Here is an 18,226-nt window from a genome sequence, read left to right on the forward strand (position 1 = left end):
GGAAATGATCGAAAACCGCCCGGACTTTCATTCGGTGGCGGGTGCGTCGGTAGCTGATGCACTGTCGCCAAATAAGCTTTGATCTCTAGCCATGCCTGCGAAAGGATTCTCTCTACCGCCGTTCACGAATTGAGTTGCTTTTTTCGCGTGTGCCAGCAGTTCGGGATCAGTCGTGTCAGGCACCTCGGCATCATTTTTAGCCTTGTTGACGTCGTAGCTTCGGCCAATGATCTGGTCAAGCTTCTCAGCTGCTTTCGCCCCCAGTGCATCATGATCAAGGCTCGCATCTCTTGACGCCGCACGCGTCGCGCTTTCGCTGAGTTGCACAGAAAGAGAAGAAAGTTTGCCTGAGTCCTGCGCTTTGTTTGAGGTGGCAGAAGGGGCACGGGGGGAGGGTGAGGTGGCGGGGGACGCCACAGCTTTCGCGGTGTTAATGACCGGGTTGTTGTGAGTGCCTATTGAGTCGACCAAGATGAAGCTCCTTTCCAATTCCCAATCCTTGTGCGCTTGAGTGTATCGGTCATCACCACAATCCTGTAGTGCAGATACGAGATTCGCCAACGCTGCCCCCATACTGGCAAAAAAACGGCACCCACCTTGCCGCTTTGCCCCTCCACAGCGGAAATGCCTTGCCGCTTTTCTGGCATTGCCGCCTCGCCGCCGCCTGTGGGCCCTGCAATCATTGGCTTTTACAACATGGCACGCTGATTGCTTTGTCAGTAACAACAGAATCAGGTCAACCGGCAAAGGTTTCCCGAAATGAGCATCAGCTTCGATAAAGCGCTAGGCATACATGAAAAGGCTCTGAACTTCCGGGCTCAGCGTGCAGAGGTGTTGGCCAACAACATCTCCAACGCCGACACCCCGAACTTCAAGGCTCGCGATCTGGACTTCTCGTCGGTGCTGGCTGCCGAAAACGACAAGGTGCAGAACGGTCATTTCGCGCTGAACAAGACCAACAGCCGTCATATCGAAGCCGAGGGCATGGGCAATGACGACGGTACGCTGATGTATCGCACGCCGTCGCAGCCTTCGCTGGACCAGAACACCGTTGATTCCCAGGTCGAGCAGGCCAGCTACACCGAGAACGCCATGGGCTTCCAGGCCAGCTTCACATTGCTCAACAGCAAGTTCAAGGGGCTGGTTGCAGCCCTTCGCGGAGAATAATTCATGTCACTAGCCAATGTGTTCAACATTGCCGGTAGCGCCATGAGTGCCCAGACCACGCGTCTGAACACCACGGCCAGTAACATCGCCAACGCCGAGACCGTGTCTTCGAGCATGGACCAGACCTACCGCGCCCGTCACCCGGTGTTCGCCACCGTGATGCAGGGTCAGCAGTCCACAGGTGGTTCGCTGTTCCAGGACCAGGGCGAAGCCGGGCAGGGCGTTCAGGTCAACGGCATCATCGAAGACAGCTCGAACCTGGAAGCACGTTACGAGCCCAATCATCCTTCCGCTGACAAGGACGGGTATGTCTATTACCCCAACGTCAATGTCGTGGAAGAAATGGCCGACATGATTTCTGCCAGCCGGTCTTTCCAGACCAACGCAGAAATCATGAACACCGCTAAATCCATGATGCAGAAGGTTCTGACCCTCGGTCAGTGATAGAAGGCGAAAGTTATGGCCGTTGATAACACCTCAGCAACCAGCGTTTCATCGACATTCCTGAATACGCTGCAGAACCCGACGCCGACCAAGACGGACTCTACCGGCACGCTGGGCAAGGATTCGTTTCTGCAACTGCTGGTCACGCAGATGAAGAACCAGAATCCTCTGGACCCGCAGGACAACACGCAGTTCGTGGCGCAACTGGCGCAGTTCAGCAGCCTTGAAAGCATGCAGAACCTGACGTCGACGGTGGATACGATCGCCAGCAGCTACAAGTCGTCGCAGGCCTTGCAGGCCTCGTCACTGGTCGGTCGCTCGGTGATCATTGATGCGAGCAGTACTTCGGTCGATACCACCAAAGGCCTGACCGGTTCGATCGTGGTGCCGGGCGAAAGCTCGCTAACGACCGTCAAGGTGTACGACGCGCAATCGAATCTGGTCGACAGTGTTGACCTGGGCACGCAAAAAGCCGGTACCACCAGCTTTGCCTGGGACGGTACGGACTCAAGCGGTACCCAGCTGCCATCGGGTACTTACAGCTTCAAGGCTGAAGGCTCGGTGGAAGGCAAGAACACGCAGTTTTCAACTTACCTGCCCGCCACGGTCAACAGTGTCACGCTGGGTGTCAATGGCGCAGAAACAACGCTTAACCTGGCCAGCGGCAGTGTCGCCCTGTCCAAAGTTCAAACTATCGGATTGTAGAGCCGCTACGGCGCAGGAGTGAAACATGTCTTTCAATATCGGCCTTAGTGGGCTCTATGCTGCAAACAAAAGTCTCGACGTTACCGGCAACAACATTGCCAACGTCGCGACAACCGGTTTCAAATCGTCACGTGCCGAGTTCGCTGATCAATATGCTCAGTCGATTCGCGGTACTTCCGGCAATACCAGCGTCGGCAGTGGCGTGACTACCGCTGCGGTTTCCCAGCAGTTCTCCCAGGGCAGTCTGACCACCGGAACAGCCAACAGTCTGGACCTTGCCATCAATGGCGACGGGTTCTTCATGCTCAGCAATAACGGTGAGAAGCTGTATACCCGTGCCGGTGCATTCCACACCGACAAGGAAGGCTATGTCGTCAACAGCAGCAACATGAAGCTGCAGGGTTACAACGTTGACGCCAATGGCTCAGTGGTGACTGGCGCGCTCAGCGATCTGCGTGTGAACGCGTCCAACCTGGAGCCCAAGGCGACGACCACAATCACCAACTCCGCCAACCTGAACTCGACAACCGCGCTGCCGACCGTTTCGACGTTCGATGCCACCGACACCAATAGCTACAACGTCAAGTACAGCACCCCGACTTATGACACTCAGGGTAATGCGCATACCCTGGATCAGTATTTCGTCAAGACCGGCACCAATACCTGGTCGATGTATTCCCTGATGGACGGGCGCAGCATTTCCGATCCGACGTCCACCACGCCGGACAAGAATAACCTGACATTCGACTCCTCGGGCAATCTGGTGACCACTGCCGGCGGCTCTGTTCCTACCGACAGCGCCAACATCAAGTTCAACGCTGACGGTACATTCGCCGTGACCAACTGGGTGCCTGGCGTGCAGGTCGGTACTGGCACGACAGCTACCTGGGCAGCCAACGGTGCGACGGGCGCTGCTTCGATCAAGCTGGACATGTCGAGCACTACCCAGACCGCTTCGGTATCCGGTCTGCTCAAACAGGATCAGAATGGCTACGCCACTGGCCAGCTTAGCGGCATGAACGTTGACTCGAGCGGCAACCTGTTCGCCACTTATACCAACGGCAAGTCGCAGGTGATCGGTCAGACTTCGCTGACCAGCTTCGCCAACGTGCAGGGTCTGGCGCAGGCCGGCGGCACCAACTGGCGTGAAACGTTCGCTTCCGGTGTACCGGTGAGCGGCGCACCACAGTCGGGTACGCTGGGTTACATCACCGGTCAGGCGCTGGAAGAGTCCAACGTCGACCTGACCATGGAACTGGTTAACCTGATCAAGGCGCAGAGCAACTATCAGGCTAACGCCAAGACCATTTCCACCCAAAGCACCATCATGCAGACCACTATTCAGATGACGTAATACGCGTTGTTTGATACGTGCTGAAAGAGCCCCTGTAAAAAGGGGCTTTTTTATGGGTGTCTGCAAAGTATTTTGTCATGTCTTTTTTAGTGCTGAAAGTTACGGATTACTCCCTCAGTCTACTTGGAAACTTCCTACGCACGATGGTGTGAGAATAAAACTCCTCTATGAATTGCCTTTATGGCAAGGGAGTTCTCATGTCATTCAATACAGCGATCAGCGGTATTCAGGCTGCCAATAAACGACTGGAAGTAGCGGGTAATAATATTGCCAACGTCGGCACCCTGGGGTTCAAGTCGTCTCGTGCGCAGTTTTCTGCTCTATATGCGTCCGCACAGTTGGGGGCCGGGCAGCACGCTGTCGGGGATGGCGTACGACTTGCTTCGGTGCAGCAGAATTTCAATCAGGGTGAAACCGTGATCAGTTCCGGCAATGCGTTGGATATGCGTATTCAGGGTAACGGTTTTTTTGTGGTCAGTGATCAGGGTTCACTGGCCTATACCCGGGCCGGCGCCTTTCTGAAGGATGCTGCCAACTTTGTCGTCGACAGCGATGGTGGGCGTTTGCAGGGTTATGCCGCAAACGACAAGGGCGAGATTGCCAGTGGTATCCGCACGGACTTGCAGATCGATACGTCCAACGTCGGTGCTCGGGCCACGACCCGGGTGGCCGAAACCATCAATCTGGATGCCTCGCTGCCGTCACTCGCCCGCTTGCCGACCTTTGACCCGGACAACCCCGCGACCTATACACGGGTTGCCACCCGGACCATCCAGGATGTGGGGATCACTCCGGTGCCCGCAGCCGACCATGAACTGAAGCAGTATTTCGTCAAGACCGAGGCTGATCAGTGGTCGATGTATGTACTGGTGGACGGGCGCAACCCGGTGGATCCCGACAGCGTAGCGCCGTTGCAGGTAAGCCTTGAGCTGAAGCCTGACGGTTCCCTGTCGTACAGCGGCAATGATCAGCATCTGCGCAAGCTTTCGGACACCGAGTTTGCCTTGCAGGGTTGGGTGCCTGCCGCGCAGGTCAATGGCGCCTGGGCGGCAAATGGCTCCCTGAACGGCGGGGCTGTTTCGTTGCCGTTGAGCGACGCCGGGGCCAGTCTGCTCGATCCGGGCGATACGGTCATGCATCGGCCGGTTCCGCACTTCAACCCCGCAGATCTGAACACCTATAGCAGGATGTTCGGTAACCAGATCTTTGACAGTCAGGGCAACACCCATGAGCTGAAACAATATTTCGTGAAGGATGGCACCAACAGCTGGCGCCTGCACGTACTGATCGACGATCGAAACCCGCAGAACTCCGGGTCCACCACGCCGCTGACGGCAAACATCGTCTTCGATTCCCATGGCGCCGTCGCGTCGTTGACCGGCAGTCCGGGCCTGAGCAGCAATGGCGATCAGCTGAAGCTCACGGGCTGGTCGCCTGTGATGGCGGTTGATCCTGGCACCGGTCGCGAGCGCTGGATATCCAATGGAGCGGCTGGCAGCGCTGACGGCATCACCATCGACTTCACCCATCTGCTTCAGCACAACGCTGCCAGTTCGCGCTCCGCCGCATATGTGGATGGCCATTCGGCAGGGGAATTGAAAAGCCTCGACGTTGGCCGGGACGGCATTCTGCGTGCCGGGTTTACCAATGGCATGACTAAAGATATCGGTCAGGTGATGCTCGCCAGTTTCGCCAATCCGCATGGCTTGCAGCCGCGTAGCGATACACGCTGGACCGCCACTGCCGATTCCGGAGTGGCTGAATATGATGTGCCGGGCGTCGGTACGCTGGGCAGCATCGTCAGTGGCGCACTGGAAGGTTCGAACGTCGTGCTGGCCGATGAGCTGATTGCGCTGATCCAGGCCCAGACGGCCTATCAAGCCAACTCCAAGGCGATATCCACCGAAGTGACGCTGATGCAGACGCTGATCCAGTCGACCTGATCAGATCGAGCAGTCGGCTTTGATGAAGTGGCCTTTCAAGCGTTTCCAGCCTGGGCCCGGGCTGGCCTGGGCGCAGACGATCCGGCTGTCGCCCTGCCATTTGTAATAGTGGGCGGGAGCGGCCTGAGAGAGCAGGGCAAAGGTCATCAGGCTCGCGCTCGCGATACCGATGATGCACGCACGAAAAGGCATGGCGGTTCCCGGTCACGGTTGCGGTGTCGGCAAGATTATCACTGTCGATCCGGTTCTCGGCGCAGTTCGATGAAGTTTTTTTGGCGGTGTTTCCTGTCTGGCAAGCGGCAGGCGGCAGTCCACCGCCGCTATTGGTTGGCGCTCTTTCTTCAAGCCATCGGCGATCGCCAGTTTTTACTGGCTAATCAGGCATTTGTATCGAGCCTGACAAGTTGGTTCAAAAATTGCTTTAACCCTTTCAGAACAGCTACAGGCGGCAAGCGTCTGTCGGAGGAGGAAGACTGTGGACAAGTTGCTTTACGTCGCAATGAGCGGTGCATCCGAAAACGCGATCGCGCAAAAGGCTCATGCCAACAACCTGGCAAACGTCTCGACCAACGGTTTCATGCGGGACCTGGAACAGGCCCGCTCCATGCCGGTGTTTGGCGAGGTCATGCCATCGCGAGCCTACGCCATGAGCGAGCGTCCCGGGACCGACTTTTCCGCCGGTGCGATGGTGCAGACCGGTCGTGAGCTGGACATCGCCGTCAAGGGTGATGGCTGGATCGCAGTGCAGACGCCCGACGGCGGTGAAGCCTACACCCGCAGTTCCGGCATGAACATCGATGCCTTGGGCGTGTTGCGCGACGGCAGTGGTTTGCCGGTTATGGGCAACGGCGGTCCGATTGCCGTGCCGCCTCAGCAGCAGATCGAGATCGGCGCCGACGGCACGATCAGTATTCGTTCGCTGGGCGAGAGTCCTCAGGTGATGGCGCAGGTCGACCGCATCAAGCTGGTCAAGCCTGACCTGAAGACCATGGAGAAGGGCCCTGATGGCCTGATCCACACCAAGACCGGCCGGCCTGCCGATGCAGATGCCACCGTTCAGGTCGAGTCCGGCTTTCTGCAGGCGAGCAACGTCAATGCGGTCGAGGAAATGACCTCGGTACTGGCCTTGTCCCGTCAATTCGAATTGCACGTCAAGATGATGAAGACCGCCGAAGAAGACGATCAGTCTATGGCTCGCGTCTTGCAACTTGGCTAATCAATGACAGCTTGCGCCGACAAACCGGCGCTCGAGGAGAACACACATGCTTCCTGCACTATACGTCGCCAAAACCGGTCTTGCCGCTCAGGACACCAACCTGACCACCATCTCCAACAACCTGGCGAACGTCTCGACCACCGGTTTCAAGAGTGACCGGGCCGAGTTCCAGGACCTGCTGTATCAGATCAAACGCCAGCCGGGTGCCCAGTCCACTCAGGACAGCGAACTGCCTTCCGGCCTGCAACTGGGTACCGGTGTGCGTATTGTCGGCACGCAGAAGAACTTCACTGCCGGTAGCCTGCAGACCACCAACAACCCGCTGGACCTGGCGGTCAACGGTCGTGGTTTCTTTCAGGTGACCCAGCCGGACGGCACCATTGCCTACAGCCGTGACGGTACGTTCCACCTCGACGCCAACGGCCAGATCGTCACGGCCAACGGTTATGCCCTCGAGCCTGCGATCGTCGTTCCGCAGAACGCCCAGACTTTTACGGTCGGTCAGGACGGTACTGTTTCCGTCACGCTGGCAGGCGCAACCGCTACGCCGCAGATCATCGGCAATATCCAGACCGCCGACTTCATCAACCCCGCCGGCCTGCAGGCCATCGGTGGCAACCTGTACCTGGAAACCGGTTCGAGCGGCGCGCCGCAGATCGGCACCCCTGGCCTTAACGGCCTGGGCCCGACCCTGCAGAACACCCTTGAAAACTCCAACGTCAGCACCGTTGAGGAACTGGTCAACATGATCACTACCCAGCGCGCCTACGAGATGAACTCCAAAGTGATCTCGACCGCTGACCAGATGCTGCAAAACCTGACTCAGAACCTGTAAGTCCTTGATGTCGCTGCTCGTAGAACCGCTCAATCCGATGGGGCGCCTGATAAGCGCCTGTTACACCGCGAGGTTTCAAGTGTCATGAACCGCCTTAGTGTTCCGCGTTTTTCAGTGTTGATCGCTTCATTGTGCGGGATCACCCTGCTGTCCGGCTGTGTTGCGCCGACGGCCAAGCCCAATGACCCTTATTACGCTCCGGTGTTGCCGCGTACGCCCATGTCGGCGGCTGCCAACAATGGCGCCATCTATCAGGCCGGTTTCGAGCAGAACCTGTACGGCGACCGCAAGGCCTTCCGTATTGGCGACATCATTACCATCACGCTTTCCGAGCGTATGGCGGCGAGCAAGGCGGCCACTTCGGCGATGACCAAGGACAGCACCAACAGCATTGGTCTGACCTCGCTGTTCGGTTCGGGTCTGACCACCAACAACCCGATTGGCGGTAACGACCTGAGCCTGAACGCTGGTTACACCGGCGCGCGGACCACCAAGGGTGATGGCAAGGCCGCACAGAGCAACAGTCTGACCGGCTCGGTCACCGTGACGGTTGCGGATGTGCTGCCCAACGGCATTCTGGCGGTGCGTGGCGAGAAGTGGATGACCCTCAATACCGGTGACGAACTGGTGCGGATTGCCGGCCTGGTCCGGGCTGACGACATCGCGACCGATAATACCGTGTCGTCCACCCGTATCGCCGATGCACGTATTACCTATTCGGGGACCGGAGCCTTTGCCGATACCAGCCAGCCAGGCTGGTTCGACCGGTTCTTCCTCAGCCCGTTGTTCCCTTTCTGATAGCGGGATAGACATGATCAAGCTCAAGCAACTGATAGCGGCGACCTTGTTGTTGTCCACAGCGTTCGGCGTGCATGCCGAGCGTCTGAAGGACATCGCAAGCATCTCCGGCGTACGGGCCAACCAGTTGATCGGTTACGGTCTGGTCGTGGGTCTCAACGGTACAGGTGACCAGACCACCCAGACCCCGTTCACCCTGCAGACCTTCAACAACATGCTGTCGCAGTTCGGCATCAAGGTGCCGTCGGGTTCGGGCACCGTGCAGCTGAAAAACGTCGCGGCGGTTGCGGTGTACGCAGATTTGCCAGCGTTCGCCAAACCGGGCCAGACGGTCGATATCACTGTTTCCTCGATCGGTAACTCCAAAAGCCTGCGCGGTGGTGCGCTGTTGATGACACCGATGAAAGGTGTCGACGGCAACGTTTACGCCATCGCTCAGGGCAACCTGGTGGTCGGCGGTTTCGACGCGGAAGGCCGTGACGGCTCGAAGATTACCGTCAACGTTCCGTCGTCGGGTCGAATCCCCGGTGGTGCGTCGGTAGAACGCGCTGTACCGAGCGGCTTCAACCAGGGCAACACCCTGACGCTGAACCTGAATCGCTCCGACTTCACCACTGCCAAGCGCGTCGTGGACAAGATCAACGACATGCTTGGCCCTGGCGTCGCTCAGGCGCTGGACGGTGGTTCGGTGCGCGTGACTGCGCCGCTCGACCCAAGCCAGCGTGTGGATTACCTGTCGATTCTGGAAAACCTGGAAATCGATCCGGGCCAGACCGCTGCCAAGGTCATCATCAATTCGCGGACCGGCACCATCGTCATCGGCCAGAACGTCAAGGTTTCACCTGCCGCCGTCACCCACGGCAGCCTGACCGTGACCATCACCGAAGACCCGATCGTCAGCCAGCCGGGCGCATTGTCCGGCGGACAGACGGCGGTAGTGCCTCGCTCGCGGGTTAACGCCCAGCAGGAACTGCACCCGATGTTCAAGTTCGGTCCAGGCACCACGCTGGATGAGATCGTTCGCGCGGTCAATCAGGTGGGCGCTGCGCCCGGTGACCTGATGGCCATCCTCGAAGCCCTTAAGCAGGCCGGCGCGTTGCAAGCCGACCTGATCGTGATCTGAGGATTCGAGCATGGATATGCCCAAGAGCGGAATTTCGTCGGCGGTCGATTCGGGTGCCTACACCGACGTCAACCGTCTGGCGTCGCTGAAGCATGGCGACAAGGACAGTGTGGAAAACCAGAAGAAGGTGGCCCGCGAGTTCGAGTCGCTGTTCGTCAGCCAGATGCTCAAGGCCATGCGCTCGGCCAACGAAGTGCTGGCCAAGGACAATCCGATGAACACCCCGGCCACGCGGCAGTATCAGGATATGTATGACCAGCAGTTGGCGGTCACGCTGTCCACCCGTGGCAACGGTATCGGTTTGCAGGACGTGCTGATGCGCCAATTGTCGAAAGACAAGGGGATAAACCACGCTGCGCCGGTCAATACGACCGACGCTGCAACGGCCGCTACTGACGCTGCGCCGGCCAAGACCGGTCTGGCGACCAGCGTCTATCAGCGTCCGTTGTGGGCCACGCGCTCGGCGGCTGCCGATCAGGCGGCGGCTGCGGCCTCGGCGTCCGGAGAAGGGCGCAACGACATGGCGCTGCTCAATGCGCGTCGTCTGTCGCTGCCCGCCAAACTCACCGATCGTCTGCTGGCCGGCATCGTGCCTTCTGCCACCACAGCCGTCAGCAACAGCCCGGTGCCGGCTCGTGCGACAGCCGGTACTTCAGGCAACAACGGCGACTGGACACTCGATCCGAACCTGGCCCCCGCGCCGGAATACGTGCGCTCCATGGCCCAGCCACCGCTGGCACCGGCCAAGCGCGCGTTCAGCAACGCCGATCAGTTCGTCGAAACCATGTTGCCACTGGCCAAGGAAGCCGCAGCGCGTATCGGCGTCGACCCGGTCATGCTGGTGGCGCAGGCGGCACTGGAAACCGGTTGGGGCAAATCGATCATGCGTCAGCAGGACGGTAGCAGCAGTCACAACCTGTTCGGCATCAAGGCGGCGGGCAGCTGGAAGGGTGCCGAAGCGCGTGCGATCACCAGCGAGTTCCGCGACGGCAAGATGGTCAAGGAAACGGCGGATTTCCGTTCCTATGATTCCTACGCCGACAGCTTCCACGACCTGGTCAGTCTGTTGCAGAACAACAGCCGCTATAAAGAAGTGGTCAATTCGGCCGATAAACCGGAACAGTTTGTAAAAGAATTGCAGAAGGCCGGTTACGCCACTGACCCGGACTATGCCAGCAAGATTTCGCAGATTGCGAAGCAGATGAAGAGTTACCAGACTTACGCCGCTGCAGCGGGCTCTTCCACGACTTTATAAGGTTTGACTCATGTCGCTGATTTCAATTGGGCTCTCAGGTATCAATGCCAGCAGTGCCGCGATCAACACCATCGGTAACAACACGGCCAACGTGGATACCGCGGGTTACTCGCGTCAGCAGGTGCTGACCACGGCTTCGGCGCAGATCGCTCTTGGTCAGGGTGTAGGCTACATCGGTACCGGCACTACGCTGTCGGACGTACGTCGCATCTACAACAGCTATCTGGACACCCAATTGCAATCGAGCACCGCCCTCAGCGCGGATGCAGTGGCTTATTCCGGTCAGGCCAGCAAGACCGATACATTACTGTCAGACAATGCGACGGGGATCTCCGTGCAATTGGCGGACTTCTTCACCAAGATGCAGGGCATCGCCACCAGCGCCACGCAGTCGGCCGAACGCTCGTCGTTCCTGACCCAGGCTGGCGCGTTGAGCGCACGCTTCAACTCGGTTTCGTCGCAGTTGTCCACGCAGAACGATAACGTCAACACGCAGCTCAACACCTTCACCAAACAGGTCAACGAGCTGACCACCACCCTGGCGAGCCTGAACAAGCAGATCACACAAGCGTCTGCGGGCAACGCCACGCCGAACACCCTGCTTGACTCGCGCAGTGAAGCGGTTCGTCAGCTCAACGAGCTGGTCGGTGTGAAAGTGGTCGAGAACAACGGTAACTTCGACATCTATACCGGTACCGGACAATCACTGGTCAGTGGCGGCACGTCCTACAAGATGTCGGCCAGCCCGAGCCCGTCCGATCCGTTGCAGTACAACGTGCAGGTTGCCTACGGCCAGACCCAGACCGATGTGACCTCAGTGCTCACTGGCGGCTCGATCGGTGGTCTGTTGCGTTACCGCAACGAAGTGCTGGTGCCTGCGACCAACGAACTGGGCCGTACCGCGATGGTATTGTCGGACCAGGTCAACAGCCAGATGAACCAGGGCATCGACAGCAAGGGCAATTTCGGTTCGAACCTGTATTCCAGCATCAACAGTGCCGAAGCCATTACCCAGCGCAGCATCGGCAAAACCACCAACAGTGTCGGCTCCGGCAACCTCAACGTCACCATTGGCGACACCAGCAAGCTGACCGCCAACGATTATGAAGTGACGTTCAGCGACTCGTCGAATTTCACCGTACGTCGTCTGCCCAACGGCGAGAGCGTCGGTGCCGGTTCGCTGGCTGACAATCCGCCCAAACAGTTCGATGGCTTCAGTGTGAGCCTCAACGGCAATACGCTGGCAGCCGGTGACAGTTTCAAGGTCATCCCGACCCGCACTGGCGCGTCGGGGATCTCGGTGGTTCTGACCGACGCCAAGGATATTGCAGCGGCCGCGCCCTTGACGGCAACGGCGGGATCCAGCAACTCCGGTACTGGTGGCTTCACCCAGCCGGTGCTGAACACCAAGTCGGATATCTACGACAGCACTCAGACCGCTGACCTGCGCAATGCGCTCAAAGACTCCACCCCGATGAAACTGGTGATGGGTGCGGTCAGCAGTACCGGCGTGCAGAGTTACACCCTGATCAATGCGAGTGGCGGGGCGGTGCTCGACCAGAACGGCAATGCCGTTGGTGGCTCGATCATCCAGGGCCAGGCCAACACGATCAAATTGAACGTCGGCTATACCGACACCACAACGACGCCGAGCAGCAGCACTGCGTTCCAGCTGGAAATGACCATCTCCGGCTCGCCGGTTGCCAATGACACGTTCAGCATCGGCATGACCGGTGGCGGCTCGTCCGACAACCGCAACGCGTTGGCAGTGGTCGGCCTGCAGACCGCCAAGACCGTCGGTGTCGTCAACGGTGGCGTGGGCACCAGCCTGTCCGGTTCGTATGCAGATACGGTATCGGTTGTGGGTACGCTGGCGAGCCAGAGCAAGAACGATGTGACCGCCACTGCGGCCGTTGTCAGCCAGGCCAAATCGTCACGCGACTCGGTCTCGGGTGTATCGCTCGACGAAGAGGCGTCCAACCTGATCAAGTATCAGCAGTACTACACCGCCTCTTCGCAGATCATCAAGGCAGCACAAACCATTTTCAGCACGCTGATCAACAGTCTTTAAGGAATCGTGAGCCATGCGTATCTCGACTACCCAGTTCTTCGAATCCACGAACACCAATTATCAGCGTAACTATTCGAACCTGAACAAGACCAGCGAAGAGGTCTCCAGCGGCATCAAGCTCAATACCGCAGGCGATGATCCGGTAGGTGCCGCGCGCGTACTGCAACTGGCGCAGCAGAACTCCATGCTGACCCAGTACGAAACCAATATCGGCACGATCAATACCAACGCGGTGACCACCGAGACCACGCTGACCAGCATCATCGACACGATGCAGGCTGCGCGGGAGCAGATCGTATCGGCAGGCAGTGGCGCGTTTACCGACTCGGACCGGCTCGCCAAGGCTTCGGCCCTCAAGCAGTACCAGAGTCAGATTCTGGGCTTGATGAACAGCCAGGACCCTAACGGTCAGTACATATTTTCCGGTTCCAAGGCCTCGACGCCACCGTATTCGCTGAACGCCGATGGCTCCTATAGCTACAAGGGCGACCAGACCAGCGTCAATCTGGCGGTAGGTGATGGTTTGGTCATGGCCAGCAACACGACAGGTTTCGAGGCCTTCGAGCAGTCGGTCAACACAACCCGTACGTCTGCCACACTGCTTTCGCCTGCAACCGATGACGGCAAGATCGGCCTCAGCAGTGGCCTGGTGACGTCCACTCCGACCTATAACTCCAGCTACCAGGGCGGCGAGCCCTATACGCTGACTTTTCTCAGCGGTACGCAATTCAAGATCACTGATGCCAGTGGCACTGACGTGAGTTCCGATACCTCGACTGGCGGCAAGTTTTCCCACGGCTCGTTCGATGCCCAGACGTTTACCTTCCGCGGCGTGGAAATGACGCTCAACGTCAACCTGCCGGCCGCTGACCGGGTCTCGGACGCTACCGCAGATGCGGCGCTGGCCAATCGCAGCTATCAACTGGCGTCGACACCGGACAGTGTTTCCACCTCGCGCAGCGCCGGCAATACGTCAACGGCGACCGTCAGCAGCTCTGTCGTGGGCAATACCGCTGCGGACCGGACTGCTTTCAACAATACCTTCCCGACAGACGGCGCGATCCTCAAGTTCACCAGCCCGACCGATTACGAGCTGTACGCCGCGCCGTTGACCACCAGCAGCAAGCCAGTGTCCAGCGGCACCATGACCGGCTCGACGGCCAACGCCTCCGGTGTGAACTTCAATATCAGCGGTACACCGGCTGCCGGTGATCAGTTCATCGTCGAGTCTGGCACGCACCAGACCGAGAACATTCTCAATACGCTGACAGCGGCGATCAAAGCCCTGTCGACGCCCACCGATGGCAACCTGGTGGCCTCGCAGAATATGACGGCAGCGCTGAACTCTGCGCTGGGCAACATGAGCAGCGCCATCGAACAAGCTTCTACGGCACGTTCCAGTGGCGGCGCGCGTCAGCTGGCGGCAACCGCCCAAGGTACGACCAACGATCTGCTCAAAGGCAACAACACTACTGAGCAAGGTACTTACGTAAACGCTGACATCGTCGAGGCGACCACCCGCCTGACATTGCAGAAAACCATGCTGGACGCTTCTCAGCAGGTGTTTACCATGCTATCCAAGTTGAACCTGTTCAGTCAGCTTTGAGTTCTGACGTTGAGCATCCGCCGTCTTTTTTCAGCGGTGAGGGGGGCCACTCGACTGAAGGGCCCCCAGCCGCTCGCGAGTCAGTCATAGTGAATTCAGTCCCCCTCGTCAGTATTGTCATTCCCGCCTTCAATTCGCGCTTCTTCCGCGCAGCGCTGCAAAGTGCGCTCGACCAGGTCTACGACAATCTCGAAATCATCGTCTGTGACGATTGCCGTAGCGACGAGATCAAGGCGATTTTCGACGAGCTGGTAGCTCCCGACAGCGACCGGGCCCGTTACCTGCGCAATCCTCAGCGCCTGGGATTTCAGGGCAATCTGCTCAAGTGTCTGGAGCAGGCGAGCGGCGAATACATCAAGTTTCTCTGCGATGACGACCGCCTCTATAACTACTGCGTTGCGCATCAGGCGCAAACCCTCGATACCTACAAGGATGTCCAGCTCGTCGTCAGCAAACGCCATCTGGTGGACGTCGATGATTATGTCCTGCCGGCCCGCATGGAAAACGTTGGTCTGGTGCCCTACGACGCTGTGTTCAAGGGCGAGGACATGCTGGCGATTTTCGAGCGCACGCCGCGCAATTATCTGGGCGGTTTCAGTGGCGCGATGATGCGTCGCGCCGATGTGCAGGAATACCTGCCGTCCATTGCGCTGCCGCAGGGCTTCGTTGCGCTGCTGGATTTCACGCTGTTCATCTGCCTGCTGCGGCGCGGCAATCTGGTTGTGCTGCACAGCATCCAGAGTACCGAACGCCTGCACCCGGGGCGCTTCAGCAGTCAGGGCGATATGTACCAGAAAGCCACCACCGAATGGGGCTGGCTGAACGAAATGCTCAAGGCGCGTAGCGGCGAAGACGCACCGGCTCAGGGCTGGGTACGTTTTCTGCCTCTGCGCCGCGCGCACGAAGAGCCGCGCGAGTGGGACGAGGTAGGCCTTTACGGGGTGATGGCGGGTCGCCAGGGCGTGATGATGAGCCGCGTCGGCAGTGCCAGTGACAGCTATGCCGAACTGTACGCCGAATGGCTGTCCTGCCGCCGGTTTTCCGAGCCGCAAAAAAAGCTGCTCGAACAACGCATAGTGAGTTGGGCATGGCAGCCACGTATTGTGCCGGTGATCATCGATCAGCAGGGTGATGCCGAAGCCCTCGACATCACCTTGCGCAGCCTGGCCGAACAGGACTATGCCGCAGACTCGGTGGTGGTACTGACCAACGCCATTGTTGACGATCCGCAGGTGCTGCGTTTTTCTCTACAGCCGGACTGGGCTCGGCAGTTGAACGAAGTATTGCCACTGCTAGAGAGTGCCGACTGGGTCTACCTGTTGCGCGCCGGTGACCGGCTGACGCAGCCGGCGCTGCTGATTCTGGCCGAGCGTATTGCCCAGACTCCCGGTCTGCTGTGTGTCTACAGCGACGAAGGCGCGCTGGTTGAGGACGAGTCCAGAGAGCCTATTTTCAAACCCGGCTTCAACCTGGATCTGCTGCGTGCCTATCCCTATGTCGGGCGCACGCTGGCGTTCGAGCGGCGAAATCTGCTGGACATGGGTGGTTTCGATCCGGCCTTCGATGAGCTCGCCCCGCACGATGTGATCTGGCGTCTGGTCGAGGGGGCAGGGCCGCAGAGCATCGAGCACATCGCCGAAGTGCAGGTCGAGTCGCGTCTGGCATTCGCCGACTGGCTGTCACTGCCTTGTGTCATCGAGCACAGCGAACCTCTGGTTGCGGCCCACCTGTCGCGGATCGGCAGAGAGCACGTCATTCATCACGATCAGTTGCCGTTGCTCAATCGCATCGAGTACGTTCATCCGTCGCTGCCTCTGGTCTCGATCATCATCACCGCCAGGGATCAACTCGGCGCCCTGGAGCGCTGCATAGACAGTCTGCTCAGCAACACCACCTACCCGAATTACGAAGTCCTGATCGTCGACAACGCCAGCGAAAGCGCCGAAGCGCGGGCATGGTTCACGGCGATGAGTGAGCTGGGCAGCGACAAGCTGCGGATTGTTTCCCTGTCCGAGGCTGGCAGCGAAGCAACCGCCCAGAATCATGCCGCCGGTCAGGCGCGTGGTGATTATCTGCTGATGCTCAGCGCCTATGCCCTGATCCATCAGGCGGACTGGCTGCAGGGGCTGATCCACCATGCCCAGCGTCCCGAGGTCGGGATCGTCGGTCCACGCATCCTCAATCCGCAAGGCAATATTCTGTACGCCGGCATGGTCATGGGCATGGATGGCCTGGCCGGTCGGCCGTTCATCAATTTCCCCGCAGGGGCCAGCGGCTACATGCAGCGTCTGCAGTTGACCCAGAACTGGAGCGCGGTCAGTGGCAATTGCCTGATGGTGCGCAAGGAGGTGTTCGACGCTGTTGGCGCACTGGAGGCGGCGACCTTCACGCAGGGTCTGCAGGACCTGGACCTGTGCATGCGCGTCGGGCGCGAGGGTTACCTGATCGTTGGCACCCCGGATGCATCGCTGGTACTGGCCGAGCCTGCTGCCGTTGAACGTAATGAGGCGTCTCGCCAGGCGCTCGATGACGAGCAGAAATCGTTCTTTCAGAAGTGGCTGCCGAAAATGGCCAGGGATCAGGCCTACAATCCCAACCTGTACCTCAACGAGGCGCTGTCGTTCACCCTCGATCCCGGTCTGCTGGCGGGCTGGAGTCCGTTCTGCACCCGCCATCTGCCTTTCATTTTCGGTATGGCGGTCAACTCTTCGGCGGTGGGTCACTACCGGGTCAGCCAGCCCCTGCTGGAGTTGATGGCGGCCGGGCGGGTGGTTGGCCGTATGACTTACGAGACCGCAACGCCCGTCGAAATCGAGCGCCAGTCGCCAGATGTCATCGTCTTTCAGGGCCGGTACACAGAAGCCAAGGTCCCGGACATCGAGCTGGCAAAGAACTACTCCAATGCCATGCGTATTTTCGAGCTCGATGACTACATCGCCGATGTCCCCGAGCGCAATGAGCACAAGCGCAACATGCCGGACAATATCGGCGCCATGCTGCGCAAGGGCATAGGTCTGTGTGATCGCGTGGTGGTCTCGACTCACCCGCTGGCCGAGGCGTTGTCGGGCATGCACAGCGATATTCGCGTCGTGCCGAACATGCTGGCGACGCATTTGTGGAGCAATCTCAGGAGCCAGCGTCGCAGCTCCGACAAGCCGCGTATCGGCTGGGGCGGCGGAACCAGCCATCGCGGGGACCTGGAGCTGATTGTCGATGTGGTGCGCGAACTGGCTGATGAAGTCGAGTGGGTATTCTTCGGCATGTGCCCGGACCTGCTCAAGCCCTACATCCATGAGTTCCATCCGGGGGTCAGCCTGAAAACCTACCCGGCCAAGCTCGCCAGCCTGAACCTTGATCTGGCACTGGCGCCGCTGGAATTCCATATTTTCAATGACTGCAAAAGTAACCTCAGGTTGCTTGAGTACGGCGCCTGCGGCTACCCGGTGATCTGTTCCGACACCGAAGCGTATCGGGGCCATCTGCCAGCGACCCGTGTGTACACCAACAGCTCGGATGAATGGTTGCAGGCAATCCGCATGCACTTGTCCGACCCCAATGCCAGCTACCGCATGGGTGACGAGTTGCGCGAGACAGTACTGCGCGACTTCATGTTGCGCGGCGAAAACCTGCAATATTGGGCCAACGGCTGGTTGCCGGACTGATCCGATCCGTTTGAACACGCACCAGCAGGTTGCCTGCCGGCGCGGTC

Annotated in this window: 15 protein-coding genes; 13 read left to right on the top strand and 2 right to left on the bottom strand. The window is 59.1% G+C overall.

Annotated features, from left to right (window positions below):
* Positions 1–27 precede the first annotated feature (27 nt).
* Complete coding sequence (locus LCH65_RS05630) at positions 28–471, bottom strand: hypothetical protein (RefSeq protein WP_129484921.1); 444 nt, start codon at positions 469–471, stop codon at positions 28–30.
* A gap of 288 nt (positions 472–759) precedes the next feature.
* On the opposite strand from LCH65_RS05630, the gene flgB reads away from it, so the two are divergent.
* The 5 genes from flgB to LCH65_RS05655 all read left to right on the top strand — a co-directional run bounded on the left by flgB (position 760) and on the right by LCH65_RS05655 (position 5,613).
* Entirely contained in the window at positions 760–1,167 is a 408-nt protein-coding gene (gene flgB / locus LCH65_RS05635; RefSeq protein WP_003370068.1) for a flagellar basal body rod protein FlgB, read from the top strand.
* A 3-nt stretch (positions 1,168–1,170) separates the two neighbouring features.
* Positions 1,171–1,611 carry a flagellar basal body rod protein FlgC gene (gene flgC, locus LCH65_RS05640; RefSeq protein ID WP_002554316.1) on the top strand — a complete coding sequence of 147 codons (441 nt, stop codon included), beginning with the start codon at positions 1,171–1,173 and terminating at the stop codon, positions 1,609–1,611.
* Positions 1,612–1,626: 15 nt separating this feature from the next.
* Positions 1,627–2,316 (top strand): flagellar hook assembly protein FlgD, encoded by a 690-nt coding sequence (gene flgD / locus LCH65_RS05645; protein ID WP_003370069.1) that lies wholly within the window; start codon positions 1,627–1,629, stop codon positions 2,314–2,316.
* 25 nt (positions 2,317–2,341) lie between these two features.
* Positions 2,342–3,670, top strand: coding sequence for a flagellar hook protein FlgE (flgE, locus tag LCH65_RS05650; RefSeq protein WP_003436076.1), 1,329 nt, complete (start codon positions 2,342–2,344; stop codon positions 3,668–3,670).
* A gap of 197 nt (positions 3,671–3,867) precedes the next feature.
* Positions 3,868–5,613 carry a flagellar hook protein FlgE gene (locus LCH65_RS05655; RefSeq protein ID WP_099266313.1) on the top strand — a complete coding sequence of 582 codons (1,746 nt, stop codon included), beginning with the start codon at positions 3,868–3,870 and terminating at the stop codon, positions 5,611–5,613.
* On the opposite strand, the gene LCH65_RS05660 is transcribed toward LCH65_RS05655, so the two are convergent.
* On the bottom strand, positions 5,614–5,805 hold the full coding sequence (locus tag LCH65_RS05660) for a hypothetical protein (protein ID WP_032609907.1): 192 nt from the start codon (positions 5,803–5,805) through the stop codon (positions 5,614–5,616). It lies immediately after the preceding gene.
* 283 nt (positions 5,806–6,088) lie between these two features.
* On the opposite strand from LCH65_RS05660, the gene LCH65_RS05665 reads away from it, so the two are divergent.
* The 8 genes from LCH65_RS05665 (at position 6,089) to LCH65_RS05700 (ending at position 18,179) form a co-directional block, all read left to right on the top strand.
* Complete coding sequence (locus LCH65_RS05665) at positions 6,089–6,829, top strand: flagellar basal body rod protein FlgF (protein WP_003370079.1); 741 nt, start codon at positions 6,089–6,091, stop codon at positions 6,827–6,829.
* Between the two features lie 46 nt (positions 6,830–6,875).
* Positions 6,876–7,664 (top strand): flagellar basal-body rod protein FlgG, encoded by a 789-nt coding sequence (gene flgG, locus LCH65_RS05670; protein WP_003412455.1) that lies wholly within the window; start codon positions 6,876–6,878, stop codon positions 7,662–7,664.
* A gap of 84 nt (positions 7,665–7,748) precedes the next feature.
* Positions 7,749–8,462 carry a flagellar basal body L-ring protein FlgH gene (gene flgH, locus LCH65_RS05675; RefSeq protein ID WP_002554309.1) on the top strand — a complete coding sequence of 238 codons (714 nt, stop codon included), beginning with the start codon at positions 7,749–7,751 and terminating at the stop codon, positions 8,460–8,462.
* A gap of 13 nt (positions 8,463–8,475) precedes the next feature.
* Complete coding sequence (locus LCH65_RS05680; protein ID WP_003436081.1) at positions 8,476–9,585, top strand: flagellar basal body P-ring protein FlgI; 1,110 nt, start codon at positions 8,476–8,478, stop codon at positions 9,583–9,585.
* A gap of 10 nt (positions 9,586–9,595) precedes the next feature.
* Positions 9,596–10,840 carry a flagellar assembly peptidoglycan hydrolase FlgJ gene (flgJ, locus tag LCH65_RS05685; protein ID WP_003436082.1) on the top strand — a complete coding sequence of 415 codons (1,245 nt, stop codon included), beginning with the start codon at positions 9,596–9,598 and terminating at the stop codon, positions 10,838–10,840.
* A gap of 10 nt (positions 10,841–10,850) precedes the next feature.
* Positions 10,851–12,911 (top strand): flagellar hook-associated protein FlgK, encoded by a 2,061-nt coding sequence (gene flgK, locus LCH65_RS05690; protein ID WP_003436083.1) that lies wholly within the window; start codon positions 10,851–10,853, stop codon positions 12,909–12,911.
* 13 nt (positions 12,912–12,924) lie between these two features.
* A complete protein-coding gene (locus LCH65_RS05695; RefSeq protein ID WP_003370095.1) occupies positions 12,925–14,517 on the top strand; it encodes a flagellar hook-associated protein 3 in 1,593 nt (530 codons plus the stop codon).
* A gap of 89 nt (positions 14,518–14,606) precedes the next feature.
* Complete coding sequence (locus tag LCH65_RS05700; protein ID WP_058416895.1) at positions 14,607–18,179, top strand: glycosyltransferase; 3,573 nt, start codon at positions 14,607–14,609, stop codon at positions 18,177–18,179.
* Positions 18,180–18,226: the final 47 nt, after the last annotated feature.

The sequence above is a fragment of the Pseudomonas sp. MWU16-30316 genome, from assembly GCF_020515645.1.
GTDB classification, from domain to species: domain Bacteria; phylum Pseudomonadota; class Gammaproteobacteria; order Pseudomonadales; family Pseudomonadaceae; genus Aquipseudomonas; species Aquipseudomonas cerasi.